Consider the following 25,548-nt stretch of genomic DNA (forward strand, 5'->3'; position numbering starts at 1 on the left):
GGGTAGAGCACTTGCGAAACCCATCATGTTTCAGCGTGCAAGAAGCTTTGATGGGTTTCGCTTCGCTCTACCCATCCTACGGCATCGCGAATCCTTCTCGCTTCGTCATTGCGAATGCAGCGAAGCAATCCGGAATCTCTCCGCGGAAAGACTCTGGATTGCTTCGCTGCGCTCGCAACGACGAGGAGACAGCCTTACTTCGTGGCCGCGCTGATCGAGTTGAACTTGTTGCTGAGGAGGGCGCTGCCCGTGTTGGTCACGACGGTGACGATGGCGAGCGCAATGCCGGCGGCGATCAGGCCGTATTCGATTGCGGTGGCGGCATTCTCATCGGCAAGAAAAGACCTGAGCAAAATCATCGCCAACTCCTCATCATCCGGTCCAATGTAGGCGCGCGGCGTTATCAAACTGGTAAAATGATCGACGGGCATTTGCGCGCGTCAAATAGGCAAGGCTCGGCCGAACCTTGCCAGCTGTGTCTTAACGTAACAGCCGTTAAACGAAGGTTTCATTATCCAATTCAAATGAATGGAAGCCGGGCCGCGTCAACCCGTGGTGGTGCAGCCCGACGAATCCTTGCGGGGGCGTCCCAGCACGGCCGCGAGACGGCCGACCAGATAGCCCACCACATGTGGCTGCAGGCGCGCCGCACCGTCGGCGACGCGCTCGTCCTCGGTCGTGTCATTCACGATGCCGATGTAGTTCTTTCTGGCGTCCTGCTGCGGCACGAAGCTGCGAACCCTGGCTCGTTCGATCGCCGGACCATGGTGCGCGCAAGGGGAATCGGAGGTTAATTTTGGCTTCCGTAGGAATACTCAGTGCGACACGATGACATGATCAGGCGAAAGGGACCGCGCCGCTTAAGGGATTGTTGAGGCTGTTCGTCAACCGATCGGCAAGCATGCCGATCGCGGCTCAGCCGCGCCGGTCGTCCGCGTTCAGCGCGCGCAGCATCCCGACGCGTGCGAACATCAGCCAGCCGCCGCCGGTCTCCGCCGCGTTGATCAGCATCTCGATCGCGGTCTGCCAGCGCGGCTCCTGCTGCTCGGCTTCGGGAAGCTGCATGATGAAATCGGCGGCCTCCTGCAGCGTGCGCAGCCGGCCTCCGCCGCGCACGTCAATCGGATCGTCGAACGGCGTCGACCAGGGCACGTCAGGCTGCCCGATCGGTGAGGGGAGGCGTCACGGCGCGATCGGTGATGCGAGGTCGTCAGCCGGCCTTCTTCGTCCGTGTGGTCGCGCGCACCGGCTTGTCGGCCTTTTTCGGCGCGGCTTCCTTGGCGGCTGCATCCTTGCCGCCCTTGCCCGAGATCGGCAGCAGCATCTCGCGCTGGCCCTCGACGCGCTTCTTCGGCTTCTTGGCCTTGGCGGTTTCCTTGACCGTCTCCTTGGCGACCTTCGCTGCGGGCGTCGCGTCCTTTTCGCTGGCGAGGCTCTTCTTCAGCGCGTCCATCAGATTGATGACGTTGCCGCCGTTCTTCGGTGTCGCCTTCGCTGCGATCGGCGCGCCCGAGCGCTTCTTGTTGATGAGGTCGATCAGCGCGGTCTCGTAATGGTCCTCGAACAGTTCCGGCTCGAATGCGCCGGACTTCTTCTCGACGATGTGCTTGGCGAGGTCGAGCATGTCCTTCGTCAGCTTGACGTCCTGGATGTCGTCGAAATATTCGCTCTCGCTGCGCACCTCATAGGGGTAGCGCAGCAGCGTGCCCATCAACCCGCTCTCGAGCGGCTCGAGCGCGATGATGTGTTCGCGATTGGTCAGCACCACGCGGCCGATCGCGACCTTGTCCATGCTGCGGATGGTCTCGCGGATCACCGCAAAGGCGTCGTGGCCGACCTTGCCGTCCGGCACGAGATAATAGGGGCGGATCAGATAGCGGCTGTCGATGTCGGTCCTCGGGACGAACTCGTCGATCTCGATCGTATGGGTCGAGTCCAGCGCGATGTCGTCGAGCTCGTCCTTGGTGACCTCGATGTAGGTGTCGGTGTCGACCTTGTAGCCCTTGACGATGTCCTCGGAGGTCACCTCGTCACCGGTCTCGGCGTCGACCTTCAGATATTTGATCCGGTGGCCGGTCTTGCGGTTGATCTGGTTGAACGAGACCTTCTCGGTATCCGAGGTGGCCGGATACAGCGCGACCGGGCAGGTCACGAGCGAGAGACGCAGAAAACCCTTCCAATTGGCGCGGGGGGCCATGGGCTACTCCAAACGCAACGGGGACAGACTTATGAGGATACCATCGGGGAACACCGAATCATACACGGCTCAGGTCGGATTCTTGCAACTGCGTTAACCAGTCGCTGACCACCGCGGTTCGGCCCGGTCCCTTGGCAAAAAGCCGGAACATCAAATCGGATCGGGCGTTGGCTTCGGACACAGGGCCGTGCTGACGTCGCGGTCATCGGAGGCGACATCCAGAGATCGAGGTCACCATGGCAACCACGCGCGAGCACCGTCAGATCGTCGAAACTGCGACCGAGGCACGCCAGGGCGAACCTGGCCCGTCGGTGGCCGCGCTGCTCGCCATCTCGACCGGGCTTGCAATCCTGATTCTCGCGGTCGTCTGGTTCGTGTTCTTCCGGACCTGACGGAGGGCTTACAGGAAGGGCGGACCTTCCGACTCAGCCGCTAACGCGGCACATTGCGCCCGCCATGCCACAGGTCTCGTCCGGTGGCCTGGCGGGCGCAGTCGCGTCGGGCGCGGACACATCGTATATGACCAAAAAGTAACGCCGGCGGTTCCCCGCGTTCATACTCAGTTCACGCCGGAATTGCTCATCTCTGGCGATCGATCGTGCAGCCTATTCCCGGAGAGAAGCGTGCGCCTGCTTGTTGTTGAGGACGACCCCGATCTCAATCGCCAGCTCACCAAGGCGCTGACGGACGCCGGCTATGTCGTCGACCGCGCCTTTGACGGAGAGGAGGGGCATTATCTCGGCGATAACGAGCCGTATGACGCCGTTGTGCTCGATATCGGCCTGCCCAAGAAGGACGGCATCTCGGTGCTGGAAGCCTGGCGCCGCAACGGCCGCACCATGCCGGTCCTCATCCTCACCGCGCGCGACCGCTGGAGCGACAAGGTCCAGGGCTTTGATGCCGGCGCCGACGATTACGTCGCCAAGCCGTTCCACCTGGAGGAGGTGCTGGCGCGGATCCGTGCGCTGCTGCGCCGCTCCACCGGCCATGCCCAGAGCGAGCTCAGCTGCGGCCCGGTCACGCTCGACACCCGCACCGGCCGGGTCAGCGTCTCCGGCAATCCGGTCAAGATGACCTCGCACGAATATCGGCTTCTGGCCTACCTGATGCACCATTCGGGGCGCGTCGTGTCGCGCACGGAGCTGGTCGAGCATCTCTACGACCAGGATTTCGACCGCGACTCCAACACGATCGAAGTCTTCGTCGGCCGCATCCGCAAGAAGCTCGACGTCGACATCATCCAGACCGTCCGTGGCCTTGGTTATCTCCTGACCCCGCCGGCCGCAGGGGCTTGACGGGCGCCCCGGCACGGGCCTTGGTCCGGTCATGACCGCCGAAGCCATGCCACCGCCTCGCGCCTCCGGGATCATTCCGATGCCCGCCAGCTCGCTTGCCAACCGACTGTTCCTGTCGGCGACCGCCTGGCTCGTGGTGATCCTGGCCATCACCGGCGTCGTGCTGTCGTCGGTCTACAAGAACGCCACCGAGCGTGCCTTCGACCGCCGGCTGAACCTCTATCTCCGTACCCTGATCGCCGAGGTCGCCACCCCCGACGAGCCGCCGGACCGGCAGTTCCAGTCGCTCGGCGAGCCCCTGTTCGAGCTGCCGCTGTCCGGCTGGTACTGGCAGATCACGCGGACCGACACCGAGAAGCCGGAGGTACGGTCCTCGCGCTCGCTCTGGGACAAGAAGCTGCCGAAGCTGGAGGATCAAGGCACCGAGCTCACCGCGGCCGGCATTCGCCTCGCTTATGTCGACGGGCCCGAAGGCCAGAATCTGCGCATGGTCGAGCGTCCCGTCGATCTCGGCGCCGACGGCAAATATCTCGTCAGCGTCGCCGGCGACGACACCGAGATTTTCGACGAGACGCGCAGCTTCGACTATTATCTCGGCGGCACCTTCACCGCGCTCGGCATCGTGCTGCTGCTGACGACGGTGTTCCAGGTCCGCTTCGGCCTCGCGCCGCTCAAGCGCATTTCGGAATCCATCGCCGACATCCGCTCCGGGCGGGCGGAGCGGCTGGAGGGCGAATTCCCGGTCGAGATCGCGCCGCTCGCACGCGAGACCAACGCACTGATCGACGCCAACAGAGAGATCGTCGAGCGTGCCCGCACCCATGTCGGCAACCTCGCCCACGCGATCAAGACGCCGCTGTCGGTGATCGTCAACGAGGCCGGAACGCACGCCGCCGATCCGTTCGCGGCCAAGGTGATGGAGCAGGCGGACGTGATGCGCAGCCAGCTCGCCCATCATCTGGAGCGCGCCCGCATCGCGGCCCGCGTCTCGATCGTCGGCACGGTGACGGAGGTTGCCCCCGCCATCGAAGCGTTGCGGCGGACCATGGAGAAGATCCACCGCGGCCGCGGCATCGTGGTCGAGGCCAAGGCCGATCCGTCGGCGAAATTCCGCGGCGAGCGGCAGGATCTGGAGGAAATGGTCGGCAATCTCGTCGACAATGCCTGCAAATGGGCAGCCTCGCGCGTCTTCATCGAGGTGGTGGTGGAGGCGCCGACCGAGGCCGGGGCAGGCCCCCGGCTGCGGCTCATCGTCGATGACGACGGGCGCGGCCTCTCGGAGGCCGAACGCGCCCAGGTGTCCCGGCGCGGCCAGCGGCTCGACGAGTCCAAGCCGGGCTCCGGGCTCGGGCTGTCGATCGTGACCGACCTTGCCGCGCTCTACGGTGGCAGCCTCTCGCTCGGCAGCGCGCCGATCGGGGGCCTGCGGGCCGAGCTGGTGCTGCCGGGAATATAATCCTCTGATCTCAAACGATTATTTGGGCTTTCGGGCGAAACCGGGCGTATTCGGAGCGACTTCCTCAACGGCTTCTTAAGGCGCTCCCACCTATGATCGTGCAGGACCCATCCTACGTCCGCCATTTTACCGTGCATTACCCGGGCGCATGAGCCAGACATCGATCGAGCGGCTGAGGGAATATCTCGCGCAGCTCCCGCCGCAGGCGCAGGCGCTGCTGATGCGGGAGTTCGAGCGCGCGCTCGAGCGCGGCCAGGACACCGCTGTGGCGACCCTCGTGCTCGAGCAGCTGCGCAAGATCGTGCGCAAGACCGAGGCCGACGAGGCTCCGCCGCCGCGCACCGACGATCTGTCGCGACTGCTGTTCCAGGTGCTGGAACCGTTCCTGGTGGAGAACGGCGCCCCGACCCGGGTCGGCCAGATCCGCCGCTCCTCGCTGCCTCCGATCTGGCAATGGCTCGGCCGCGACGGTGCCCCGGACAAGATCAACGAATTCGAGGCGGCGCTGGCGCGCATGCCGGCGACGGACAGTTCCGGGCAGGTCGAGGCGCTCGCGCTGAAGCTCCAGGCGGTGGCGGCAGATGCCATCTTCGAGCTGACGGGGCCGGGTGGCGGTGACAAGTCGCGCGCGCTCGCCCGCGTCGGTCCGCCCAATGTGATCGAGGACCTCTATTCGATCGGCGCGGTGCTCGCCGTTCGCGAGGCGCTCGGCACGCTCAATGAAAAGCTGCCGCGCTTCCTGCGCGCATTCGGCGATCCCCAGATCACCTCGGTGACCGCCGCGCTCAACATTCCCGTGCTCCAGACCCCGCAGATGCTGCCATTCGCGCTGTCGGTAGTGGTCCAGCGCATGACCGCGCCGTGGCAGATCATTCGTCTCGCCATCAAGATCGCCGCGTCCGACGACGAGATCCGCGTCGCCGCGACGCCGTACGGCGTGGCGGTCACGATGGCCCTGCACGATCTGGCCCGCGTTGCCGCCAATTTGCGCATGGACATCAAGCGCGGTCATTTCGAGACCGTCGCCGACAATCTGAAGGCGCTGCATGACGGCGTCCGCGGCCTGCGCACCGAGCTCGACCTGCGCAACGATTCAGCCTGGGGCAAGCAGCTGACCTCGATCCGGGCCGACATCTCCAATGCGTTGCAATCGGAGATCGACAGCGTTCCCGGCCGCGTCCGCCGCATCCTGCGCCAGCGCGCGGAGAAGGACATTCCGCCGGGCGCGCGGATCGACAGCACCGAGGTCGAGGAAACCGTCGCGCTGATCGATTTCGTGGCAACCTGCCGCAACTACGCCAGCGAGCTCGCGATCAACGAGGTGACGCTGCGCACCTATTCCGACCTGCAGCAATACGTGGAACGGTCGACCGAGCAGCTGGTGCAATCGCTGCGCGCCGCCGATCACAAGGTCCGCACCTACCGGCAGCAGCAGGTGCAGGCGGCGATCCGCTTCTGCCAGGTGCTGTTCGGCGACGATTACGCCTCGTTGATGAGCCGCGCCGCGGAGAATGCGGCAACCGGCGAGCGCAAATCGACCCGCGCAAGCTGATTCAAGCGCATCTTTTCGTGATCACAATTTGTGGTTGACGCTGCCGGTGGCGAGCCCTACGGTCGCCGCGCAAGCTTCTGGAATTTCTATCTGTGGGCGCATGAAACCCATTATCAGCTCCATCGAAATCGAAAACCGCGTCATTGTTGCCAAATATCAACGGCTGATGGTCGGCGCGAAGGTGGTGCTGGTCGAGAAGGCAAGCGGTCGGCAGCTGACCGAGACCGTCACCAGGGTTGCATCGCCCGTTCCCGTCGGGGCGTTGCGGATCAGATTGCCTGAAGCAATCGTGCCGGGAACATACTTCCTGAAGGCCTTCAACGGGCACGGCGAGGACGCCGCTCAAAGCGCGGACTTCGAGATCGGCTAAGCCGTTGGATTGTCACCATTTCGGGACTGTGTGCGCTCGCGCCAAATTGACAATTGTCAATTGCCGCATCGTCCGGCCGTGGTGTAAAGCCAGCTACAGGCGCGGCTCGCGCGCTGCCGGAAGCTTGCCTGATGACGCTATGGTTCGTGTTCGCGCTGATGACGGTCGCGGCGATATTCGCCGTGCTCTGGCCGCTCGGCCGTGGCGCGCGTCCTGACAATCAAGGCAGCGAGGTCGCGGTCTACAAGGATCAGCTGGCCGAGATCGAGCGCGATCTCGCCGCAGGCCTGATCGCGCGACCTGAAGCCGAGGCGGCGCGCGTCGAGATCAGCCGCAGGCTGCTCGCCGCCGCCGGCACCGAGTCTGCGCTCGTGCCGACGTCCAGTCTGAAATGGCGCCGCGCGGCCGCCGTGCTGGCGCTGGTCGGCCTGCCTTTGGTGGCGGCCGCGATCTACATTCCGCTCGGCTCGCCCGCGCTTCGCGACTTCCCGCTGGCGCAGCGCGAGAGTGGCGCCGGGTCCGGCATGGCGCAGTCGCTGGAAAACCTCGTCGTGCAGGTCCAGCAACACCTGGAAAAGAATCCGACCGATGGCCGCGGCTGGAACGTGCTCGCGCCGGTGCTGGAACGGCTTGGCCGCTTCGACGAGGCCGTGCGCGCCTATCGCAGCTCGATCGCCTATAACGGCGAGAGCGCGGAGCGCCGCTCCGATCTCGGCGAGGCGGTCACGGCCGCCGCCAGCGGCGTGGTGACGGCGGAAGCCAAGACCGAGTTTGAGCGCGCGCATGCGCTCAACGCCGACGATCCCAAGGCGAACTACTTCCTCGGGCTCGCCGCCGAACAGGACGGCCGCAAGGATGACGCCGCCAATATCTGGCGCGCGCTGCTGGCGAAAGCACCCGCGGATGCGCCGTGGCGGCCATTGGTGCAGACCTCGCTCGCGCGGGTCGGCGGTGGCGGCGTGACGATGCCGGCGCTGTCCGACGAGACCATCGCTGCGTCCAAGGAGATGAACGACGGCGATCGCAACGCGATGATCCGCGGCATGGTCGAACGTCTCGCCACGCGCCTCAAGCAGAACGGCGACGATGTCGAAGGGTGGTTGCGTCTGGTGCGCGCCTATCTGGTGATGGGCGATCGCGACAAGGCGCTAGGAGCCTCGACCGACGCCCGTCAGGCGGTCGCCAGGGATTCCGAGCGGTTGCGCCAGCTCAACGAAGGCCTCAAGACTCTCGGGCTCGACGGATGACAGTCGCGGCACGAGACGAGCGGAGAACGGATACGCCATGACGCGCAAGCAGCGACGTATGACCATCATCGGCGGCTCGCTCGCCGTGCTCGCGCTCGCGGCCGCGCTGGTGCTCAATGCCCTGCGCGACTCCATCGTGTTCTTCTCGACCCCGACCATGGTGGCCGAGAAGCACGTCCAGCCCGGCAAGCGCTTCCGGCTCGGCGGCCTGGTGCAGCCGGGTTCGCTCCAGCGCGGCGACAATCTCGCGGTGACGTTTGAGGTGGCCGACGGCGGCGCCAAGCTGCCCGTCGCCTACAAGGGCATTTTGCCCGATCTGTTCCGCGAAGGGCAGGGCGTCGTTGCCGAAGGCGCGCTCGATGCCAACGGCGTGTTCAAGGCCGACACGGTGCTCGCCAAGCACGACGAGACCTACATGCCCAAGGACGTTGCCGATGCCCTGAAGAAGCAGGGGCACTGGAAGGACGATTACGGCGCCCAGGCGTCCGGTGCCACAAGGCCTTCGGCGACCACGGCGCAGGGCAATTCGCAGGGAGCGGTGCGGTGATCGCGGAAGCCGGACATTACGCGCTGGTGCTGGCGCTCGCGCTGGCGCTGATCCAGTCCTTCGTGCCGATGATCGGCGCACGCTTGCGCGATCCGGCGCTGATGAACGTGGCGCGCTCCACCGCGCTGGCGCAGCTCCTGTTCGTCGGCGCGTCGTTCATCGCGCTCGTGACGTTGCACGTGAACTCGGACTTCTCCGTCGCCAACGTCTACGAGAATTCCCACTCGATGAAGCCGTTGATCTACAAGATCACTGGCGTGTGGGGAAACCATGAAGGCTCGATGCTGTTGTGGGTATCGATCCTGGCGCTGTTCGGCGGGCTCGTCGCCGCCTTCGGCAACAATCTGCCGCTGTCGCTGCGCGCGCATGTGCTCGCCGTTCAGGCCTGGATCGCGAGCGCCTTCTATCTCTTCATCCTGATCACCTCGAACCCGTTCCTGCGCATCGTCAATCCGCCGATCGAGGGGCGCGATCTCAATCCGGTGCTTCAGGACATCGGTCTCGCCGTGCATCCGCCGATGCTCTATCTCGGCTATGTCGGCTTCTCGATCTCGTTCTCGTTCGCGATCGCGGCGCTGATCGAGGGGCGGATCGATGCGGCCTGGGCGCGCTGGGTGCGGCCGTGGACGCTGGTCGCCTGGATCTTCCTGACGCTCGGGATCGCGATGGGCTCCTACTGGGCCTATTACGAGCTCGGCTGGGGCGGCTGGTGGTTCTGGGACCCGGTCGAGAACGCCTCGCTGATGCCCTGGCTCGCCGGCACGGCGCTGCTGCACTCGGCGCTGGTGATGGAGAAGCGCAACGCGCTGAAGGTCTGGACCATCCTGTTGTCGATCCTGACCTTCTCGCTGTCGCTGCTCGGCACCTTCCTGGTGCGCTCGGGCGTCATCACCTCCGTGCACGCGTTCGCCAATGATCCGACCCGCGGCGTCTTCATCCTGCTGATCCTCTGCCTGTTCATCGGCGGCAGCCTGTCGTTGTTCGCAGGACGCGCGACCTCGTTGAAGCAGGGTGGCCTGTTCGCGCCGATCTCGCGCGAGGGCGCGCTGGTGCTGAACAATCTGCTGCTGACGGTGGCCTGCGCGGTCGTGCTGTTCGGAACGCTTTATCCGTTGGCGATGGAGGTGCTCGCCGACTTCAAGATGTCGGTCGGCGCACCGTTCTACAATCTCACCTTCGTGCCGCTGTTCGTGCTGCTGCTGCTCGCCGTGCCGTTCGGTCCCATGCTGGCGTGGAAACGCGGCGATCTGCTCGGCGTCACCCAGCGGCTGCTCGCGGCCGGCGTGGCGGGTCTCGTGGTGATCGCCATCGTCTGGGCCTGGACCCGTGGCGGCAGCGCGCTGGCGCCGTTGGCCATCGGGCTTGGGGTCTTCGTCATCGCCGGCGCTGTGACCGACATGACTCAGCGAACCGGCCTGTTTCGCCTGCCGTTCGCGACGACGTTCCATCGCGCCCGCGGCCTGCCGCGCTCGGCCTGGGGCACCGCGTTCGCGCATGCCGGCCTCGGCGTCGCGCTGATCGGGATCGTCTGCGAGACCACCTGGAACAGCGAATATATCGCGACCATGAAGCCGAACGACGTCGCGCAGGTCGCCGGATACGAGCTGAAGCTCGACGGCCTGACCGAGCGGCAGGGGCCGAACTACCGCGAGATGATCGCCCAGTTCAACGTCAGTCGCGATGGCGACGCGCTGAGTGTCATGACGCCGTCGAAGCGCAGTTTCACCACGCGCGGCTCCTCCACCACGGAAGCTGCGCTTTTGACGCGCGGCGCGAGCCAGCTCTACATCTCGCTCGGCGATGTCACGGCCGAGGGCGCGATCGCCGTGCGCATCTATCACAAGCCGTTGGTGCTCATGATCTGGTGGGGACCGGTGCTGATGGCGTTCGGCGGCGTGCTGTCGCTGTCCGACCGGCGGTTGCGGGTCGGCGCGCCGAAGCCGGCGCGGGCCAAGCAGCGCCTGCAACCGGCGGAGTGACGCGATGCGCCGGATGATGGCCGCGTTCGTCGCGCTTGTGCTGCTGGCCGCTCCGGCGGCCTACGCCGTGCAGCCTGACGAGATCATGTCTGATCCGGTCAAGGAGGCCCGCGCGCGCGACCTGTCGCGCGAGCTGCGCTGCATGGTCTGCCAGAACCAGTCGATCGACGATTCCGATGCGCCGCTCGCGCGCGACCTGCGTCTTCTCGTGCGCGAGCGGATCGCGGCCGGCGACAGCAATGGCGAGGTGCTCGACTTCCTGGTCGCCCGTTACGGCGAGTTCGTGTTGCTCAAGCCGCGCTTCGAACGGCAGACCATGCTGTTGTGGCTGCTCGCGCCGCTGCTGCTGGCCGGTGGCGGCTTTGCGCTGTGGCGGCAAAATCGCCGCCGTGCGCAAGCAGGTGCAGATGTCCCGACGCCGCCGCTGACGCCGGACGAAGAGGCGCGGCTCGCGGCGTTGATGTCCGAGGACGCGGCATCGCGCTAGCCGGATTCACGTCGGCGCGAGCGCCTGGTGCCGTCACCGGAACTTGATTAAGTTCCTGTCAAACCACGATTTTTTACCTGCGCTAAACTGCCGCAGGACGGCGCGGTCTTTATTACAAAAGTTTAACCCCGCAGCCAGCGCGCGGTAAGGCGCAAGTCCCCATCTTCAGGTCCGTAAGGTGCCGCTACCAGGCACCAAATGGATTTCAAGGCCCTGGAGAGCTGCATGAACGACCGTATCGACCTCACGAACCTTCCGTCCTACCGGCAGCCTCGCCGTTCGGTGTTTTCCGCCCGCAGGATCGCGCTGATGGCCTCGGTCGTCGCCGGCCTCGGCATCGCGGTCCACGGCTTCAGCCCGTCGACCTCGCCCGCCGATTTGTTCTCCACACCGGCGAACGCGCAGGTCAACAACGAGGTCAAGAAGGTCGAGCGTCCGATCGGTTTCGCCGACATCGTCGAGCGCGTGAAGCCCTCGGTGATCTCGGTCAAGGTCAACATCAAGGAGAAGACCGCGAGCAACGATGATGGCGACGATGCGCAGTCGCCGTTCCAGCCGGGCTCGCCGATGGAGCGCTTCTTCCGCCGCTTCGGCGGCCCGGACGGCATTCCCGGTCTGAAGGGTGGCGGTCGTGGCCGCGTCGTGCAGGGCCAGGGCTCCGGCTTCTTCATCTCGGCTGACGGCTTTGCGGTGACCAACAACCACGTGGTCGACGGCGCCGACAAGGTCGAGGTCACCACCGACGACGGCAAGACCTACAGCGCCAAGGTGATCGGCACCGACCAGCGCACCGATCTTGCCCTGATCAAGGTCGAGGGCGGCTCGAACTTCCCGTTCGCCAAGCTCGCCGACAGCAAGCCGCGGATCGGCGATTGGGTGCTGGCGGTCGGCAACCCCTTCGGCCTCGGCGGCACCGTGACCGCGGGCATCGTCTCGGCCAGCGGCCGCGATATCGGCAACGGCCCCTATGACGATTTCATCCAGATCGACGCGCCCGTGAACAGGGGCAATTCGGGCGGCCCGGCCTTCGACACCAACGGCGAGGTGATGGGCGTCAACACGGCGATCTACTCGCCCTCCGGCGGCAGCGTCGGTATCGCGTTCTCGATCCCCGCCAACACCGTCAAGAGCGTGGTTGCCCAGCTCAAGGACAAGGGCTCGGTCAGCCGCGGTTGGATCGGCGTGCAGATCCAGCCTGTCACCTCTGATATCGCCGACAGCCTCGGCATGAAGAAGGCCGAAGGCGCGCTGGTGGCGGAGCCGCAGAAGGATGGTCCGGCGGCCAAGGCCGGTATCGAGTCCGGCGACGTGATCACGTCGGTCAACGGCGAATCCGTCAAGGACGCCCGCGAACTCGCCCGCACCATCGGCGGCATGGCGCCCGGTGCGTCCGTGAAGCTCAACGTGCTGCACAAGGGCCAGGACAAGGTCGTGAACCTCACCCTCGGCCAGCTGCCGAACACGGTCGAGGCCAAGGCCGACATCGACAACGACAGCGGTAAGGGCGCCAGCAAGGGCACCGACGTGCCGAAGCTCGGCATGACGGTTGCTCCCGCCAATTCCGTGGCCGGCGCCGGCAAGGACGGCGTCGTGGTCACCGAAGTCGATCCGAAGAGCGCAGCCGCCGAGCGCGGCTTCAAGGAAGGCGACGTGATTCTCGAAGTCGGCGGCAAGAGCGTGAGCACCGCCGGCGATGTCCGCGACGCCATCAACACCGCGCGGACTGACAACAAGAACAGCGTCCTGATGCGCGTGAAGAGCGGCGGCCAGTCGCGTTTCGTCGCCGTGCCCATCGCCAAAGGTTAACAAGGGCTGACACGGGCCGAGCTTCAGGAGGCTTACGAGATGAAGGGTGTCGCCGGCATTAGTCGCCCCCGCCGCCGGCACTCTTCCGGGGAGCAGCGCAAGCTTGCTCCCCACGCCTACCTTCCGGTGGAAATACGCCCCCCTCCGTCGGAAGGCCTAGGGCGGTGAGGTCCCCCCAGCTTCACCGCCCGCCTTTTTGCCTACCCAAGTCCCGTTCGCTTGGCTTGCATGCGATTGCCGCTCGCGCCATGTTCAGAGAAGGTTGACCTCCTTGACCGCCGCCGAACGCACAATGCGCCTCCTGATCATCGAAGACGACCGCGAATCCGCCGACTATCTCGTGAAGGCGTTTCGCGAGGTCGGACACATTGCCGACCACGCCGGTGACGGCGAGGAGGGCCTCGCCATGGCCGAGAACGGCGACTACGACGTGCTCGTGGTCGACCGCATGCTGCCCAAGCGCGACGGGCTGTCGCTGATCGGCTCGCTGCGTGACAAGGGCGAAACGACGCCGGTGCTGATTCTCTCCGCGCTCGGGCAGGTCGACGATCGCATCAAGGGCCTGCGCGCCGGCGGCGACGACTATCTGCCAAAGCCCTATTCCTTCGCCGAGCTGCTCGCCCGCGTCGAGGTGCTGTCGCGCCGCCGCGGCGGACCTGCCGAGGATACGCTCTACCGTGTCGGCGACCTCGAACTCGACCGGCTCTCTCACCGCGTCGCCCGCGGCAAGGACGAGCTGACGCTGCAGCCGCGCGAATTCCGCCTGCTCGAATATCTGATGAAGCATGCCGGCCAGGTGGTGACGCGCACCATGCTGCTGGAGAACGTCTGGGACTATCATTTCGATCCGCAAACCAACGTGATCGACGTGCACATTTCGCGGCTGCGCTCCAAGATCGACAAGGGCTTCGAGCGGCCGCTGCTGCACACGATCCGCGGCGCCGGGTACATGATCCGTGACGGCATTCGGTAAACTCGTCCGCACCACGGCATTCCGGCTGACGCTGGTCTACCTGTTCCTGTTTGCGATTTTCGCGGCCTCGCTGCTGGGCTATTTCGCCTGGAATACGCGGCGGCTGATCACCGAAGAGATCACGCAGACGGTGAATGCCGAGACCTCGGAGATCAACGAGATCTACGGACGCCGCGGCCTGTTCGGCCTCGTGCGCACGATCGAGTATCGGGCGCTGCGGCCGGGCGCCAACCTCTACCTCGTGACCACGCCGACCGGGCAGGCGGTTGCCGGCAATGTCGGCTCGCTGGCGCCGGGCGTGATGGCAACGCGCGGCTGGTCGGAAACCGCTTATCGCCGGATCGAGGACGCGGATGACCGCGATCATCGCGCGCTCGTTCGCGTCACCGAATTGGAAAACGGCTTCCGGCTTCTAATCGGCCGCGACCTCGCCGAGCGACGGCGCCTGTTCGGCATCGTGGCGAAGGCGGCGCAATGGTCGGTGCTGATCGTCGTGGTGCTCGGCCTCGGCGGCGGCGTTTTCGTCGCGCGCAGGGTGCTGACGCGCATCGACGCGATGTCCGGGACGGCGCATCGCATCATGATCGGCGATCTCAGCGAGCGCCTGCCGGTTGGCCGCAGCGGCGACGAGCTCGACCGCCTCGCCGAAAACCTCAACGCCATGCTGGAGCGGATCGAGGCGCTGATGGCGGGGCTGAAGGAAGTCTCCGACAACATCGCCCACGACCTCAAGACGCCGCTGACGCGCCTGCGCAATCGCGCCGAGGAGGCGCTGGCGAAATCGGGCTGCGAGGCCGATTATCGCGCGGCGCTGGAGCGGACCATCGAGGAATCCGACGGGCTGATCCGCACCTTCAACGCGCTGCTGATGATCGCGCGCGCGGAGTCCGGCCAGGCGCGCGGCAACATGGATGATTTCGATGCGGCCGATGTCGCCAACGGCATTCACGAGCTCTACGAGCCGCTGGCCGAAGACGACGGCATGACCTTGAAGGTGAAGACGCAGGCCGCGCCGATTCACGGCAATCGCGAATTGATCAGCCAGGCGGTCGCCAATCTCGTCGAGAACGCGATCAAATACGGCAAGCCGGCCGCGCAGTCGGCGGGAACCGTGGTCAGCATGGACGCCCGTCAGATCACGATCGAGGCCAAGCGCGAGGGCGATCAGGTGCTGCTCAGCGTCACCGACCGCGGCCCCGGAATCCCCGAGGCCGATCGCAAGCACGTCGTCGAGCGATTCGTCCGGCTGGAGGCGAGCCGCACCATGCCGGGCTCCGGCCTCGGCCTCAGCCTCGCGTCCGCCGTCGCCACCTTGCATGGCGGCGAATTGCGGCTCGGCGACGCCCATCCGGGCCTCGTCGCCACGCTGCTGCTGCCGGCGCGCGCGGGGGCCGGCGACAGGGTTGCTCCTCCAATACCGGATGTGCCACAGAAGGTGGCATGAACCACTCCGCGCCGGGAAACGCGGACAAGCATGGTGAGAGCCTGGCCGCACGCTTCGCGGAGGCTCCCCATATTGCCGCTTCCACAACCGACGAACGACGTTTTGAAAGCTGGCTGGCCGAGCTTGAGCCGGCACAGTCGGCGCGTCTGGAAGCCTTGCTGGTCCATCCCTTCGCCCGGACTATTCTCGCCGGGATCGCGGAATTCTCGCCTTATTTGTTCGATCTGGTGCGCGTCGATCCGCTGCGCCTGATCCGGCTGCTCGAATGCGAGCCGGACGCGCATCTTGCTGCGCTGATCGCGGAGGCAAGGGGCGCGGTGCTCGCTGCCCCCGACGAGGCCGAGGTGATGCGGCTGCTTCGTCTCATGAAGGCGGAGGCCGCGCTCCTGATCGCGCTGTGTGACATCGGCGCAGTCTGGCCGGTGATGCGGGTGACGGCCGCGCTGACCGAGCTTGCGGTGTCCTCGGTGCAGGCGGCGCTGCAGTACCTGCTGCGACAGGAAGCCGCACGCGGCAAGCTCGTGCCGCCGGATCCCGAGGCGCCGGAAGTCGGCTGCGGCCTGATCGTGCTCGCCATGGGCAAGATGGGCGCGGGCGAGCTGAACTATTCCAGCGACATCGATCTCATCGTGTTCTTCGATCCCGATGCCACGACGCTGGCGCCCGACATCGAGCCGCAGCCGTTCTTCGTCCGGGTGACGCAAGGCATGGCGCGCATCCTGCAGCAGCGCACCTATGACGGCTATGTGTTCCGCGTCGATCTGCGGCTGCGGCCCGATCCGTCGTCGACGCAGGTGGCGATCTCGCGAGATGCCGCGCTGAACTATTACGAGCGGGAAGGCCGCACCTGGGAGCGCGCCGCGATGATCAAGGCGCGCGCCTGTGCCGGCGATCCCAGGGCAGGCGAGGCGCTGCTGGCCGAGATCGCGCCCTTCGTCTGGCGCAAGCATCTCGACTTCGCAGCACTTGCCGACGTGCACGACATGAAGCGGCAGATGCAGACCTACCGCGGCCAGAGTGAGGTCGCGGTCGAAGGCCACAACGTCAAGGTCGGCCGCGGCGGCATCCGCGAGATCGAATTCTTCGCCCAGACCCAGCAGCTGATCGCCGGCGGCCGCCATCCGGAATTGCGGGTGCGGCCGACGCTCGCCGCGCTCGACATCCTCGCGTCCAGCAACTGGATCACCTCTACCGCGCGAGACGAGCTGACCACGGCCTACGAATTCCTGCGCCGGGTCGAGCATCGTCTCCAGATGATCGCCGACGAACAGACCCACACCCTGCCGGAGGACAAGGAGGCGGTCGAACGCTTCGCCTGGTTCTTCGGCTATGACAGCCGCGAGACTTTTGCGCGCGACCTGCTTCGTCAGCTCGAGATCGTGCAGGGCCACTACGAAAAGCTGTTCGAGGGCGATGATCCGACCGGTTCGGCAAGCCTGCCCGCGATCGACTATCGCGCCGGTCCGGACGATCCGCGCTTGTTGCAGCACCTGACGACGCTCGGCTTCAAGAAGCCCGCCGCCCTCGCGCAGACCATCCGCGACTGGCTCACCGGCGACTATCGCGTGTTCCGCAACGGGCAGACGCGAAATGCCTTCGTCGAGTTCGTGCCGGCCCTGATCGACGGCCTCGCGCGTGCCGAAGAGCCCGACCGCGCGGTGGTGGCGTTCGATGATTTCCTTCGCGCGCTCCAGCGCGGCGGCCGGCTCATTACGCTGCTCGGCCAGAACCGCGATCTCGTCGCGCTGGTCGCGCTCGTGCTCGGCGCGGCGCCTAGGCTCGGTGAGATGCTGGCGCGGCAGCCGCAGTTGATGGACGGCCTGATCGATCCGCGCTTCTTCGGCGCGATGCCGGACAAGCAGGAATTGTCGGCGCGACTTGCGGCCACGGTGCAGGATGCGGGCTCCTACGAGGAGTTTCTGGACCGCCTGCGTCTGTTCGGGCAGGAGAGCCTGTTCCTGATCGGCACGCGCATCCTCTCCGGCACCGTCTCGGCGCAGCAGGCGAGCACGGCCTTCGCCGACGTCGCTGAGGGCATCGTCGACACCGTGCATCGCCTCGTCGCCGACCGCTTCGCCGACCAGCACGGGCGCATCAAGGGGCAGGAGACCGCCATCATCGCGATGGGCCGGCTCGGCAGCCGTGAGATGACGGCATCCTCGGATCTCGATCTGATCCTGCTCTATGATTTCGACAGCGATAATCCGGATTCCGACGGTGAGAGGTCACTGCAGGGCGCGCATTACTTCGCCCGCTTCACCCAGCGCCTGATCAGCGCCTTCACCACCCGCACCAATTACGGCGTGCTCTACGAGATCGACATGCGGCTGCGTCCTTCGGGACGCGCCGGTCCGGTCGCGTCGAGCCTCGTCTCCTTCGCCGACTATCAGGCCAACGAGGCCTGGACCTGGGAGCACATGGCGTTGACGCGTGCGCGCGTGGTGTCCGCGTCGCCGGAATTCACCGCGCGGATCGAAAGCATCATCCGCGAGGTCCTGACCCGCCGCCGCGACCCCTCGATCATTGCCAACGACGTCGCCGATATGCGCCGCGCGATCGCGCAGGAGAAGGGCGAGACCGACCATTGGGACCTGAAATACGCTTCCGGCGGCATGGTCGACATCGACTTCATCGCGCAATATCTCCAGCTCGTGCATGCCCATGACAAGCCCGACATTCTCGATGTCGGCACGGTGCAGGTGCTGGAGAATGCCGCGAGACTCGGTGTGCTGCCGCACTCGGAGGTGGAGATCCTGCGCGCCGCGGCGCGGCTCTATCACGATCTGACGCAGATCCTGCGGCTTTGCGTCAGCGACCGCTTCAAGCCGGAAACCGCGGGCTCCGACCTTCAACGCGTGATGGCGCGTGCCGGCGATGCGCCGGATTTCTCCTCGCTCGAGGCACGCGTGAAGGAGACGCAGGGCGAGGTGCGGCGCGTGTTCAGTGCGCTTCTGGAAGGGAAGTCGTCTGCTTGAGCGAGGTGAGGGCTTCGAGCACGTTCGGCTCGAGGCCTGCGCCGCCGGCATCGAGATGCGCGAAGATCGCGCGCTTCATCCGCGGATCCCAGAACTTCCTGATGTGGTCGGCGATCCCCGGCACGGCCTTGTCGTGGCCCTGGCTGCGGAAGAACGTGCCGATCTGGTTGGCCATGTAGACGAGGCGGTCAGGCGACGACATGAATGATCTCCGGAGCACGATGAGCCGTGATGCGGCCCTGGTGCGTGAACACTTCAAACCCGTCGCTGCGGGCAATTGCGATCAGCGTGATGCCGGCGGCTTCCGCGGTGCGGACCGCGAGCGCGGTGGGGGCGGAGACCGCGACCATCACCGGCGCGCCGACCGCCGCGGTCTTCTGCACCATCTCCACGGAGACGCGGCTCGTCAGCAGCACCATGCCGCCGCTCGCGTCCGTCCGGCTGCGCGCCAGCGAGCCTGCGAGCTTGTCGAGCGCGTTGTGGCGGCCGACGTCCTCGCGCAGGGCCATGAGGCCATTCGCGGGCGACCAGAACGCCGCCGCGTGGACCGCGCGGGTCTGGATGTTGATCGCTTGCAGGGGCGCAATGGTCTGCATCGCCGCCATGATCTGCTCGGGCGAAAAGGTCTGCCCCGGCGGCACGATCGCTGCGGGCCGTACGGCTTCGGCGATCGAGTCGATGCCGCAGATGCCGCAGCCGGTGGGGCCGGCAATGTGGCGGCGACGTTCGCTGATGCGCGCGGCGTCTTCAGACTCCAGCCACATGCGCAGCTCGATGCCGTCGTCGAGGCGGACCACATCGAGCGACTTGATGTCGTCGACCGATTTGATGATGCCTTCGTCCAGGCTGAAGCCGACGGCAAAATCCTCGAGGTTCTGCGGCGTCCCCATCATGACGGCATAGGTGCCGCCATTATAGGTCAGCGCCAGCGGCGTCTCCTCGGGGATCAGCCGCGCCCCGTCGGACGCGACACCGTCGCGCCAGATTTCGCGGTCGATGGCCTGGACAGGCACGTGCATCCGGTTACTCCGCGGCCTCGGCCGGCGCGATGCGACGGGAGTGCCGCGCCTGCTCGTCGTAGCTCTTCTGCCAATCGGACGGGCCGTTCGATGGCGAGATCTGCACGGCGGTGACCTTGTACTCGGGACAGTTCGTCGCCCAGTCCGAATAGTCGGTCGTGATCACGTTGGCCTGCGTGTCCGGATGATGGAACGTCGTGTAGACGACGCCCGGCGACACGCGGTCGGTGATTTCCGCACGCAGCGTGGTCTCGCCGGCACGGCTCTGCAGCCGCACCCAATCGCCGTCGTGCACGCCGCGCGTTTCGGCGTCATGCGGATGGATCTCGAGCCGGTCTTCGGCATGCCAGACGACGTTCTCGGTGCGCCGTGTCTGCGCGCCGACATTGTACTGGCTGAGGATGCGGCCCGTGGTGAGGAGCAGCGGGAAGCGGGGACCCGTGCGCTCGTCGGTTGCGACATATTCGGTGACGACGAACTTGCCTTTGCCGCGGACGAAGCCGCCGATATGCATCACCGGCGTGCCTTCCGGCGCCTTCTCGTTGCAGGGCCACTGCACCGAGCCGAGCTCGTCCAGCTTGGCGTAGGAGACGCCGGCGAAGGTCGGCGTCAGTGCGGCGATCTCGTCCATGATCTCCGAGGGATGGCTGTAGTTCATCTCCAGGCCCATCGCCTTGGCGAGCGCGATGGTGACCTCCCAGTCGGCCATGCCGTTCTTCGGCGACATCACCTTGCGCACGCGCTGGATGCGGCGTTCGGCATTGGTGAAAGTGCCGTCCTTCTCGAGGAAGCTCGAGCCGGGCAGGAACACGTGAGCGTAGTTCGCGGTCTCGTTGAGGAAGAGGTCGTGGACGATGACGCATTCCATCGCCGACAACGCCGCCACCACGTGCTTGGTGTTGGGATCGGATTGAAGGATGTCCTCGCCCTGCACGTAGAGTCCCATGAACGTGCCTTCGATCGCGGCATCGAACATGTTGGGAATGCGCAGGCCCGGCTCCGGATTGAGCTTGACGTTCCAGAGCGCCTCGAACTGGTCGCGCACGGCGTCGCCCGAGATGTGACGGTAGCCGGGCAGCTCGTGCGGGAACGAGCCCATGTCGCAGGAGCCTTGAACGTTATTTTGGCCGCGCAGCGGGTTCACGCCAACGCCGGGACGGCCGATATTGCCGGTCGCCATCGCAAGGTTCGCGATCGCGATCACCGTGGTCGAACCCTGGCTGTGCTCGGTGACGCCGAGCCCGTAATAGATCGCGCCATTGCCGCCGGTGGCGTAGACGCGGGCCGCTTCACGCAGCGTCTTCGGATCGACGCCGGTGAGGATGGCGGTCGCTTCCGGGCTATGCTTGGGCTGGGCCACGAAGGCGGCCCATTCCTCGAACTCGCTCCAGTCGCAGCGCTCGCGCACGAAGGCTTCGTTTACGAGACCTTCGGTGACGATGACATGCGCCAGCGCCGTCACGACGGCGACGTTGGTGCCGGGCATCAGCGGCAGATGCAGCGCCTTCACGTGCGGCGATTCCACCATCTCGGTGCGGCGCGGATCGATCACGATCAGCTTGGCGCCCTGGCGCAGCCGCTTCTTCAGGCGGGAAGCGAAGACGGGGTGAGCCGAGGCCGGGTTGGCGCCGATGATCATCGCGACGTCGGTATCCTCGACCGAATCGAAATCCTGCGTGCCGGCGGAGGTGCCGAACGTGACCGAAAGGCCGTAGCCGGTCGGGGAGTGGCAGACGCGCGCGCAGGTGTCGACATTGTTGTTGCCGAAGCCGGCGCGGATCAGCTTCTGCACCAGATAGGTTTCTTCGTTGGTGCAGCGGGACGAGGTGATGCCGCCGATGGCGTCACGGCCGTATTTCTTTTGGATGCCGCGCATCTTGGCGGCGGCGAACGAGAAGGCTTCATCCCAGGACACTTCGCGCCAGGGATCCTCGATCCGCTCGCGGATCATCGGGTTGAGGATACGTTCCTTGTGATTGGTATAGCCCCAGGCGAAGCGGCCCTTGACGCAGGAATGGCCGCGATTGGCCTTGCCGTCCTTGTAGGGCACCATGCGGACGACTTCCTCGCCGCGCATCTCGGCCTTGAAGGTGCAGCCGACGCCGCAATAGGCGCAGGTGGTGACGACGGAGTGCTCGGGCTGGCCGATCTCGATCACCGACTTTTCCGTGAGCGTCGCGGTCGGGCAGGCCTGCACGCAGGCGCCGCAGGAGACGCATTCGGAGCCGAGAAAACTCTCGCTCATGCCGGGCGAGACGCGGCTGTCGAAGCCGCGGCCAGAGATCGTCAGCGCGAAGGTGCCTTGCACTTCCTCGCAGGCGCGGACGCAGCGCGAGCAGACGATGCACTTGGAGGGATCGTAGGTGAAGTAGGGATTGGATTCGTCCTTCGGCATCCAGGCGGCATTGATCTCGCCGTGGGACTTCGCGAAGACGTGGTTCTCGCCCTCATAGCCGTAGCGTACGTCGCGCAAGCCCACGGCACCTGCCATGTCCTGCAATTCGCAGTCGCCATTGGCGCCGCAGGTGAGGCAGTCGAGCGGATGGTCGGAGATGTAGAGCTCCATCACGCCTTTGCGCAGCTTCTTCAGCCGCTCGCTCTGGGTGTGGACGACGAGGCCGTTCATGACCGGCGTCGTGCAGGAGGCCGGCGTACCGGCGCGGCCCTCGATCTCGACGACGCAGAGACGGCAGGAGCCGAAGGCGTCGACCATGTCGGTCGCGCAGAGTTTGGGGATCTGGTGGCCGGCGTCCATCGCGGCCCGCATGATCGAGGTGCCCTCGGGCACCGTGACCTCTTTGCCGTCGATGGTCAGCGTCACCATCGTTTCCGACTTGGAGCGCGGCGTGCCGTAGTCGATTTCTTCGATCAGAGACATTGTCGTTCTCCTATTCCGCGGCCTGAAGCGTGGTCGGGGCCGGGACAAAATCTTCACGGAAATGCTTCAAAGCGCTGAGCACGGGGTAGGGCGTGAAGCCGCCGAGTGCGCAGAGCGAGCCGAATTTCATGGTGTTGCAGAGGTCTTCGACGAGCGCGAGGTTTTCGCTGACCCGCTCGCCGTTGATGATCTTTTCGATGGTCTCGACGCCACGGGTCGAGCCGATCCGGCAGGGCGTGCATTTGCCGCAGGATTCGACGGCGCAGAATTCCATGGCGAAACGCGCCTGCTTGCGCATGTCGACGCTGTCGTCGAACACGACGATGCCGCCATGGCCGATCAGGCCGTCGCGCGCGGCGAAGGCTTCGTAGTCGAACGGGGTGTCGAACAGGGCGCGCGGGAAATAGGCGCCGAGCGGGCCGCCGACCTGCACGGCGCGGACCGGGCGTCCGGTGAACGTGCCACCGCCGATGTCGTCGACGAGCTCGCCGAGCGTCACGCCGAACGCCGTCTCGAACAGCCCGCCCTGGCGGATGTTGCCGGCGAGCTGGATCGGCATCGTGCCGCGCGAGCGGCCCATGCCGAAATCGGCGTACGCCTTGGCGCCCTCGGCGAGGATGAAGGGGATCGCCGCGAACGACAGCACGTTGTTGATGACGGTCGGCTTGCCGAACAATCCATGATGGGCCGGCAACGGCGGCTTGGCGCGCACCAGGCCACGGCGGCCTTCGAGGCTCTCGAGCAGCGACGTCTCCTCGCCGCAGACGTAAGCGCCGGCGCCGACGCGCACCTCCATGTCGAAGCTATGCGTCGAGCCGCCGATCCTGTCGCCGAGATAGCCGCCGCGCCGCGCGGCCGATATCGCGGCATTCATCGCCGCGACCGCGTGCGGATATTCACTGCGGATGTAGATGTAGCCCTTGGTGGCGCCGACGGTGATGCCTGATGTCGTCATGCCCTCGATGACGAGGAAGGGGTCGCCTTCCATGATCATCCGGTCGGCAAAGGTGCCGCTGTCGCCTTCGTCGGCGTTGCAGACGATGAACTTGCGGTCGGCCTTGGCCTGCTGCACCGTCTTCCACTTGATGCCGGTCGGGAAGCCCGCGCCGCCGCGGCCGCGCAGGCCGGAGGCAGTGACTTCAGCCAGGATCGCGTCCGGGCCGAGCGAGAGCGCGCGCTCAAAACCCTTGTAGCCGCCATGAGCGCGATAATCCTCGAGCGAGCGTGGATCGATCACGCCGCAGCGGGCGAAGGTGAGGCGGGTCTGGCGCTTGAGCCACGGAATTTCGTCCGCGACGCCGAGCCGCAGCGCGTGCGGCCCATTGCTCGCCATGGACTCGAACACGGAGGCGACATCCTCCGAGCTCACCGGACCGTAGGCGACGCGGCCCTTGAGGGTCGCCACCTCGACCATCGGCTCCAGCCAATGCAGGCCGCGCGAGCCGGTCCTGACGATCTCGATCGGCAGGCCGCGCTTTTCCGCGATCTGCTCGAATGCTGCGACAACCTCGTCGGCGCCGACGGCGACAGCGGTCGCATCGCGCGGAACGAAAATCTTCATCTTCATCGTTGTGCCTCCGCGACCAGCGCGTCGATGCGCTTCTCGTCGAGCCGGCCGACGAGGCGGCCGTCGAGCATCGCCGACGGTGCGGTCGAGCACAGCCCGAGGCAGTAGATCGGCTCCAGCGTGACGCGATCATCCGCAGTGGTGTTGCCGAGCGAGACGCCGAGCTTCGCTTCGGCGCGCGCAGCCAGCGCGTCGCCGCCCGCGGCCTGGCAGGCTTCGGCGCGGCACAGCTTCAGCACGTGGCGGCCGGCCGGCTTGTGGCGGAAGTCATGGTAGAAGGTGAAGACGCCATGGACTTCGGCGCGCGACAGATTCAGCGCCTGCGCCACCATCGGAATCGCGGCCTCCGGCACATAGCCGAACGCTTCCTGGAGTGCGTGCAGAATGACGAGCGTCGCGCCTTCCTGCCCGGCATGTTCGGCGATGATCTCGGCGCCGCGCGTTTCTTCCCAAGGCTCGTAAACCGCTGTCATTCTCGTTCTCGATCTGAGCGTCCCTTCCGCGCAAACTATTTGGAATCGTTCGAAGATCAATAAAGCTGTCTCATGCTGCGATTGCGAATTCAGATCGATTTGAAAACGCAATCGGTCGATACGAAGTGCTAATGAAACCTGTATTGACTGCCGGTTTTTGCGTGTTGGTGCAGGCCCGGCGTGATAGCTTGTATGCCACCACAGAATCCGAGGGGACGGCCGGTTGATCGACAAGCTTGAACTGCTGCTGGCGCTGGCCAAGGAGCGGCATTTTGGACGGGCAGCGGAGGCCTGCGGTGTCACCCAGCCGACCATGTCGACCGGGCTGAAGCAGCTCGAGGAGATCCTCGGCGTGATGCTGGTCCAGCGCGGGTCCCGGTTTCAGGGATTTACCCCCGAGGGCGAGCGGGCGCTGGACTGGGCGCGGCGGATCGTGGGCGATGCCCGCGCGATGCGCGACGAGATCAACGGACTGAAGCATCAGCTCTCCGGCGAGATCCGCATTGCGGCGATCCCGACGGCACTCGGAATGGTCGCGTCGCTGACGACGCCGTACCGTGCGCGGCATCCCGAGGTGCGTTTCAGCATCCGCTCGACGACCTCGTCGGAGGTGCTGGGGTTGCTCGAAAATCTCGAGGTCGATGCCGGGCTGACCTATATCGAGAACGAGCCGATCGGGAAGGTGCGCACCATTCCGCTCTATAACGAGAGCTATCGCCTGCTCACCGCGCCCGATGGGATGTTCGGGGATCGCGAGACGGTGACGTGGAAGGAGGTCGGGCAGGTGCCGCTGTGCCTGCTGACACCCGACATGCAGAACCGCCGCATCATCGACCGTGCGCTGCGTTCGGTCGCGGCGGAGGCGACGCCGACACTAACCTCGAACTCGCTGTTGGTGCTGTTCACCCACGTCAAGACCGGGCGCTGGGCGAGCGTGATGCCGGCCAAGCTCGCCGAGACGCTTGGCCTGTCGTCGGACAAGGTCCGCTCGATTCCGATCACCGACCCCGAGGTCAATTACAGCATTGGCCTGGTGATCCCGCAGCGCGATCCGATGACGCCGCTGATCGCGGCACTGGTCAATGTCGCGCGCGAAGTGGCGCCGAGCCTGCAGTCGTAGCGCATAGTGAGATTAAGTGTGTCCGCAGTGTAGGTGCCACCTCTCCCCAGCGGGGAGAGGTCGGATTGCGCTTGGCGATGCGCAGCATCGACCAGCGCAATTCGGGTGAGGGCCGCAGCGACCGGTGGGAGCGTAACCCCTCACCCGGATCGCATCTTTCGAT

General features: G+C 65.8%; 23 protein-coding genes. 14 read left to right on the top strand and 9 right to left on the bottom strand.

Translation table 11 applies throughout. The annotated features are described in order from the left end of the window. Positions 1-194: 194 nt before the first annotated feature. The 4 genes from NLM31_RS15580 to NLM31_RS15595 all read right to left on the bottom strand — a co-directional run bounded on the left by NLM31_RS15580 (position 195) and on the right by NLM31_RS15595 (position 2,197). Positions 195-359, bottom strand: coding sequence for a Flp family type IVb pilin (locus NLM31_RS15580; RefSeq protein WP_254135341.1), 165 nt, complete (start codon positions 357-359; stop codon positions 195-197). Positions 360-545: 186 nt separating this feature from the next. Further along, positions 546-728 carry a hypothetical protein gene (locus NLM31_RS15585; protein WP_254192788.1) on the bottom strand — a complete coding sequence of 61 codons (183 nt, stop codon included), beginning with the start codon at positions 726-728 and terminating at the stop codon, positions 546-548. Between the two features lie 187 nt (positions 729-915). Further along, on the bottom strand, positions 916-1,152 hold the full coding sequence (locus tag NLM31_RS15590) for a hypothetical protein (protein WP_254130207.1): 237 nt from the start codon (positions 1,150-1,152) through the stop codon (positions 916-918). A 58-nt stretch (positions 1,153-1,210) separates the two neighbouring features. Next, the gene (locus NLM31_RS15595; RefSeq protein WP_254192789.1) at positions 1,211-2,197 is read right to left on the bottom strand and encodes a Ku protein; all 987 of its coding nucleotides are present in this window, start codon (positions 2,195-2,197) and stop codon (positions 1,211-1,213) included. Positions 2,198-2,433: 236 nt separating this feature from the next. Between NLM31_RS15595 and NLM31_RS15600 the strand changes: the two genes are divergently transcribed. The 13 genes from NLM31_RS15600 (at position 2,434) to NLM31_RS15660 (ending at position 18,328) form a co-directional block, all read left to right on the top strand. Then, on the top strand, positions 2,434-2,589 hold the full coding sequence (locus NLM31_RS15600; protein WP_254130209.1) for a hypothetical protein: 156 nt from the start codon (positions 2,434-2,436) through the stop codon (positions 2,587-2,589). Between the two features lie 231 nt (positions 2,590-2,820). Then, positions 2,821-3,492 carry a response regulator transcription factor gene (locus NLM31_RS15605; protein WP_212300418.1) on the top strand — a complete coding sequence of 224 codons (672 nt, stop codon included), beginning with the start codon at positions 2,821-2,823 and terminating at the stop codon, positions 3,490-3,492. 79 nt (positions 3,493-3,571) lie between these two features. Continuing rightward, positions 3,572-4,948, top strand: coding sequence for a sensor histidine kinase (locus tag NLM31_RS15610; protein WP_254130210.1), 1,377 nt, complete (start codon positions 3,572-3,574; stop codon positions 4,946-4,948). Between the two features lie 148 nt (positions 4,949-5,096). Continuing rightward, a complete protein-coding gene (locus NLM31_RS15615) occupies positions 5,097-6,500 on the top strand; it encodes a hypothetical protein (protein ID WP_254130211.1) in 1,404 nt (467 codons plus the stop codon). Between the two features lie 100 nt (positions 6,501-6,600). Beyond that, positions 6,601-6,870, top strand: a complete 270-nt coding sequence (locus tag NLM31_RS15620) for a hypothetical protein (protein WP_254135342.1) — start codon at positions 6,601-6,603, stop codon at positions 6,868-6,870. Between the two features lie 131 nt (positions 6,871-7,001). Further along, positions 7,002-8,117, top strand: coding sequence for a c-type cytochrome biogenesis protein CcmI (gene ccmI, locus NLM31_RS15625; RefSeq protein WP_254192790.1), 1,116 nt, complete (start codon positions 7,002-7,004; stop codon positions 8,115-8,117). A 37-nt stretch (positions 8,118-8,154) separates the two neighbouring features. Beyond that, positions 8,155-8,664 carry a cytochrome c maturation protein CcmE gene (gene ccmE, locus NLM31_RS15630; protein ID WP_254130213.1) on the top strand — a complete coding sequence of 170 codons (510 nt, stop codon included), beginning with the start codon at positions 8,155-8,157 and terminating at the stop codon, positions 8,662-8,664. Next, positions 8,661-10,643: a heme lyase CcmF/NrfE family subunit gene (locus NLM31_RS15635; RefSeq protein WP_254192791.1), complete on the top strand. Its 1,983-nt coding sequence runs from the start codon at positions 8,661-8,663 to the stop codon at positions 10,641-10,643. Before ccmE ends, NLM31_RS15635 begins: the two co-directional genes overlap by 4 nt. Positions 10,644-10,647: 4 nt before the next feature. Continuing rightward, a complete protein-coding gene (locus NLM31_RS15640; protein ID WP_254130215.1) occupies positions 10,648-11,130 on the top strand; it encodes a cytochrome c-type biogenesis protein in 483 nt (160 codons plus the stop codon). Positions 11,131-11,355: 225 nt separating this feature from the next. Continuing rightward, positions 11,356-12,936 (top strand): Do family serine endopeptidase, encoded by a 1,581-nt coding sequence (locus tag NLM31_RS15645; protein ID WP_254192792.1) that lies wholly within the window; start codon positions 11,356-11,358, stop codon positions 12,934-12,936. A 292-nt stretch (positions 12,937-13,228) separates the two neighbouring features. Then, positions 13,229-13,909, top strand: coding sequence for a response regulator transcription factor (locus NLM31_RS15650; RefSeq protein ID WP_254130217.1), 681 nt, complete (start codon positions 13,229-13,231; stop codon positions 13,907-13,909). After that, entirely contained in the window at positions 13,893-15,353 is a 1,461-nt protein-coding gene (locus tag NLM31_RS15655; protein ID WP_254192793.1) for an ATP-binding protein, read from the top strand. Before NLM31_RS15650 ends, NLM31_RS15655 begins: the two co-directional genes overlap by 17 nt. After that, a complete protein-coding gene (locus NLM31_RS15660) occupies positions 15,350-18,328 on the top strand; it encodes a bifunctional [glutamine synthetase] adenylyltransferase/[glutamine synthetase]-adenylyl-L-tyrosine phosphorylase (protein WP_254192794.1) in 2,979 nt (992 codons plus the stop codon). The genes NLM31_RS15655 and NLM31_RS15660 overlap by 4 nt, the downstream gene beginning before the upstream one ends. Here the strand turns inward: NLM31_RS15660 and NLM31_RS15665 are convergent. The 5 genes from NLM31_RS15665 to NLM31_RS15685 are packed head-to-tail and all read right to left on the bottom strand — an operon-like array spanning position 18,294 to position 24,265. Next, positions 18,294-18,530 (bottom strand): formate dehydrogenase subunit delta, encoded by a 237-nt coding sequence (locus NLM31_RS15665; protein WP_194476749.1) that lies wholly within the window; start codon positions 18,528-18,530, stop codon positions 18,294-18,296. The genes NLM31_RS15660 and NLM31_RS15665 overlap by 35 nt on opposite strands. After that, the gene (gene fdhD, locus NLM31_RS15670) at positions 18,517-19,347 is read right to left on the bottom strand and encodes a formate dehydrogenase accessory sulfurtransferase FdhD (RefSeq protein WP_254192795.1); all 831 of its coding nucleotides are present in this window, start codon (positions 19,345-19,347) and stop codon (positions 18,517-18,519) included. The genes NLM31_RS15665 and fdhD overlap by 14 nt, the downstream gene beginning before the upstream one ends. Positions 19,348-19,351: 4 nt before the next feature. Continuing rightward, on the bottom strand, positions 19,352-22,225 hold the full coding sequence (gene fdhF, locus NLM31_RS15675; protein WP_254192796.1) for a formate dehydrogenase subunit alpha: 2,874 nt from the start codon (positions 22,223-22,225) through the stop codon (positions 19,352-19,354). 10 nt (positions 22,226-22,235) lie between these two features. Continuing rightward, positions 22,236-23,792 carry an NADH-quinone oxidoreductase subunit NuoF gene (locus NLM31_RS15680; RefSeq protein WP_254192797.1) on the bottom strand — a complete coding sequence of 519 codons (1,557 nt, stop codon included), beginning with the start codon at positions 23,790-23,792 and terminating at the stop codon, positions 22,236-22,238. Further along, a complete protein-coding gene (locus NLM31_RS15685; RefSeq protein WP_254130223.1) occupies positions 23,789-24,265 on the bottom strand; it encodes a formate dehydrogenase subunit gamma in 477 nt (158 codons plus the stop codon). Before NLM31_RS15685 ends, NLM31_RS15680 begins: the two co-directional genes overlap by 4 nt. 223 nt (positions 24,266-24,488) lie before the next feature. Here NLM31_RS15685 and NLM31_RS15690 point away from each other — a divergent pair, with 223 nt between their 5' ends. Next, positions 24,489-25,385: a LysR family transcriptional regulator gene (locus NLM31_RS15690; protein WP_254130224.1), complete on the top strand. Its 897-nt coding sequence runs from the start codon at positions 24,489-24,491 to the stop codon at positions 25,383-25,385. The last annotated feature ends 163 nt before the right edge of the window (positions 25,386-25,548 follow it).

This window comes from Bradyrhizobium sp. CCGUVB4N, from assembly GCF_024199945.1.
Classification (GTDB): domain Bacteria; phylum Pseudomonadota; class Alphaproteobacteria; order Rhizobiales; family Xanthobacteraceae; genus Bradyrhizobium.

Coding starts and splice junctions, on each gene's coding strand:
- NLM31_RS15580 (WP_254135341.1), bottom strand. CDS start 359: ATGATTTTGCTCAGGTCTTTTCTTGCCGATGAGAATGCCGCCACCGCA.
- NLM31_RS15595 (WP_254192789.1), bottom strand. CDS start 2,197: ATGGCCCCCCGCGCCAATTGGAAGGGTTTTCTGCGTCTCTCGCTCGTG.
- NLM31_RS15600 (WP_254130209.1), top strand. CDS start 2,434: ATGGCAACCACGCGCGAGCACCGTCAGATCGTCGAAACTGCGACCGAG.
- NLM31_RS15610 (WP_254130210.1), top strand. CDS start 3,572: ATGCCCGCCAGCTCGCTTGCCAACCGACTGTTCCTGTCGGCGACCGCC.
- NLM31_RS15615 (WP_254130211.1), top strand. CDS start 5,097: ATGAGCCAGACATCGATCGAGCGGCTGAGGGAATATCTCGCGCAGCTC.
- NLM31_RS15620 (WP_254135342.1), top strand. CDS start 6,601: ATGAAACCCATTATCAGCTCCATCGAAATCGAAAACCGCGTCATTGTT.
- ccmI (WP_254192790.1), top strand. CDS start 7,002: ATGACGCTATGGTTCGTGTTCGCGCTGATGACGGTCGCGGCGATATTC.
- ccmE (WP_254130213.1), top strand. CDS start 8,155: ATGACGCGCAAGCAGCGACGTATGACCATCATCGGCGGCTCGCTCGCC.
- NLM31_RS15640 (WP_254130215.1), top strand. CDS start 10,648: ATGCGCCGGATGATGGCCGCGTTCGTCGCGCTTGTGCTGCTGGCCGCT.
- NLM31_RS15645 (WP_254192792.1), top strand. CDS start 11,356: ATGAACGACCGTATCGACCTCACGAACCTTCCGTCCTACCGGCAGCCT.
- NLM31_RS15650 (WP_254130217.1), top strand. CDS start 13,229: ATGCGCCTCCTGATCATCGAAGACGACCGCGAATCCGCCGACTATCTC.
- NLM31_RS15660 (WP_254192794.1), top strand. CDS start 15,350: ATGAACCACTCCGCGCCGGGAAACGCGGACAAGCATGGTGAGAGCCTG.
- NLM31_RS15665 (WP_194476749.1), bottom strand. CDS start 18,530: ATGTCGTCGCCTGACCGCCTCGTCTACATGGCCAACCAGATCGGCACG.
- fdhD (WP_254192795.1), bottom strand. CDS start 19,347: ATGCACGTGCCTGTCCAGGCCATCGACCGCGAAATCTGGCGCGACGGT.
- fdhF (WP_254192796.1), bottom strand. CDS start 22,225: ATGTCTCTGATCGAAGAAATCGACTACGGCACGCCGCGCTCCAAGTCG.
- NLM31_RS15680 (WP_254192797.1), bottom strand. CDS start 23,792: ATGAAGATGAAGATTTTCGTTCCGCGCGATGCGACCGCTGTCGCCGTC.
- NLM31_RS15685 (WP_254130223.1), bottom strand. CDS start 24,265: ATGACAGCGGTTTACGAGCCTTGGGAAGAAACGCGCGGCGCCGAGATC.